A 2,228-nucleotide genomic window follows, 5' to 3' on the forward strand; every position below is an offset into this window, starting at 1 on the left:
GTACGCGCGTCGGTGAGGTGCATCGGGCCGTAGCCGCCCGTCACGCTCGGCGCACCGCCGTGGCTGTCCCAGCGGGACTGGAGGTAGGAGACGGCCAGCAGCACGCTCTGCGGCACGTGGTAGCCGGCCGCCGCGGTGGCGAACGCCTGTTGCAGACGGAGCGCGGAGGAGTCCGGGGCGGGATGGGCGGGGGCCGCGCCGAGCAGGGGCAGCAGCAGCGCCGCGGAGGCGAGCGGGACGGCGGCCCGCAGCGGGCGTCTGTGACCGGCCGGGTCCGGGGGAGTGGTGGCGTGTCCTCGCAAGGCGGCCTCCAGTGAAGGGCGGGGCGTGCGACGCCGGGTGGATCAGTCGTACCGGTTCGCCGACGGCCCGTCAATGACACCTTCACCGAAGCGACTTACCACGTCACGGACGGCTCCGGCGATTCGTCCCGGGAGTCGGGAGGGGCCCGGCTCGCATGGTGAGGTGCCGCGTTCGACAGTCCGCGCGCGGCGTCACGTGCCGTTTCGCGGACACCCTCTCGCGACAATGCTTCACATGGACGATGCCTTCACGCTCCTTCGGCGGGCGACCGGCCTGCTCCCCGAGGGTGCCCGGGCCGAGAGCGGTGTGACGATCGACGACGTGCGCGACTACCAACGGCACCAGGAGTGGGAGCTCGTCCTCGACCTCCTGATGGAGATCGCGGACGAGCACCCCGTTTCCTCGGGATTCTGGTCGCTGCTCGTGGAGGCGGCCCGCCAGATGAGGCTGGAGTCCAGGGCCGGCTGGTGCGAGTGGCGGGTCCAGGAGGCACAACACGGCATCCTCCGGGCCAGACTGAGCCTGCTGAGCGCTGAGGAAGGCGGACGGCGGACCGCCTTCCCCGGGCAGGGGCGGCTGCGGCCGCTCTGGGACATCGGCAATCGAGCGCCCGACGGCGGGCAGGCGGTGAACGTCGCGCGAGTGTGGGTGGAGGGTGCGCCCGGCCTGGCACCGGGAGAAAGCGCGACGGTCCGTCTGGCACCACTCAGCCCCGAACAGTGGCGTCACGTTCAGCCTGGCGATGTGATCACCATGCACGAGGGCGGACCGGTTGTCGGTACAGCCGTGATCATCGAGGTCACGCCACCTTCGGGCCCCGGGCGCGAGGGAGATCGGTAGGCACGGACCCGCGCATCCGCGGCCGGCACGACGGACCGGCCGCGGTGCGCCGCCGCTGGGGGCGCACCGCCAAGCCGTTCCTCGTCCTCAGCGGGTGCCGACCGCCGCGCGTACCGCCCTGCGGGCCAGCTGGCAGTCGTCGTGCAACCGCCGCAGCAGCAGCCGCTGTTCCTCGCCGGACGGCATGGCACCGGGCAGCGTCGTGCCCGGGGGAACCGGGGCCGCCTCCTGCATCGAACGCTGGACGGCCGTCTCGTACGTGCGGATCTCCCGGGTCAGCAGCAGCATCAGGTTCACCAGGAAGGCGTCCCGGGAGGCCGGGCCCGCCGACTGGGCGAGCTGGCTGATGTGGCGCCGGGCCACCGGAGCGGCGTCCCCGAGGGCCAGCCACAGCGTCGCCAGGTCGTACCCGGGCAGGTACCAGCCCGCGTGCTCCCAGTCCACCAGCATCGGACCGGCCGGGGACAGCAGGATGTTCGACAGCAGGGCGTCGCCGTGACAGAACTGGAGCATGCCCTGCCGGCCCACCTCGAGGGCGATGCCGTGCAGCAGCTTCTGCAGGTCGCCGAGGTCCCGGTCGGTGAGCAGGCCCAGTTCGTGGTACCGGGAGATCCGGGCCGCGTAGTCCAGCGGCATGTCGAAGGTGCCGGCCGGGGGCCGCCAGGCGTTCACCCGGCAGATGGCGCCGAGCGCGGCCCGGATGTCCGCGCGCGGCGGGGCCTCCATCGGATGCCGCTGGAACGCCACCGGGCGGCCCGGCAGCCGTTCGATCACCAGCGTGCAGTTGTCCGGGTCCGCCGCGATCAGCCTCGGCACCCGCACCGGCGGCCGGTGCCGGACGAACGAGCGGTATGCGGCTATTTCCTGCCGGCTCCGCTCCACCCACGCCGGCGAGTGGTCCAGGAGACACTTGGCGACCGCCGTACCGCGCCCCGTCGTCCCGACCAGAAGGACCGACCGCCCGTTCTGCCGCAGCACCTGCACCGGGACGAACTCGGGGCAGATCCGCTGCACCGACGCGAGCAGAGGACGACGAGGTCGCCGGGGGCGGGAGTGGGCGTCCCGGCCGGCAGGCCTCCCACGCC

Annotated in this window: 2 protein-coding genes and 1 pseudogene; 1 reads left to right on the forward strand and 2 read right to left on the reverse strand. The window is 73.1% G+C overall.

What is annotated here, in order from left to right; all coding sequences use genetic code 11:
- Nucleotides 1–302, reverse strand: a pseudogene (locus H5J33_RS31980) (N-acetylmuramoyl-L-alanine amidase); the annotation flags it as partial.
- A 235-nt stretch (nt 303–537) separates the two neighbouring features.
- On the opposite strand from H5J33_RS31980, the gene H5J33_RS31985 reads away from it, so the two are divergent.
- Complete coding sequence (locus H5J33_RS31985) at nt 538–1,143, forward strand: hypothetical protein (protein WP_309485536.1); 606 nt, start codon at nt 538–540, stop codon at nt 1,141–1,143.
- A gap of 87 nt (nt 1,144–1,230) precedes the next feature.
- Here the strand turns inward: H5J33_RS31985 and H5J33_RS31990 are convergent, their stop codons facing one another.
- Entirely contained in the window at nt 1,231–2,169 is a 939-nt protein-coding gene (locus H5J33_RS31990) for an aminoglycoside phosphotransferase family protein (RefSeq protein WP_181798234.1), read from the reverse strand.
- Nucleotides 2,170–2,228 lie beyond the last annotated feature (59 nt).

This window comes from Streptomyces sp. WELS2, assembly GCF_013870595.1.
Taxonomy (GTDB): Bacteria; Actinomycetota; Actinomycetes; order Streptomycetales; family Streptomycetaceae; genus Streptomyces.

What these genes read in the sequence shown, in the direction of transcription:
- H5J33_RS31985 (WP_309485536.1), top strand. Translation starts at nt 538, where the DNA reads ATGGACGATGCCTTCACGCTCCTTCGGCGGGCGACCGGCCTGCTCCCC.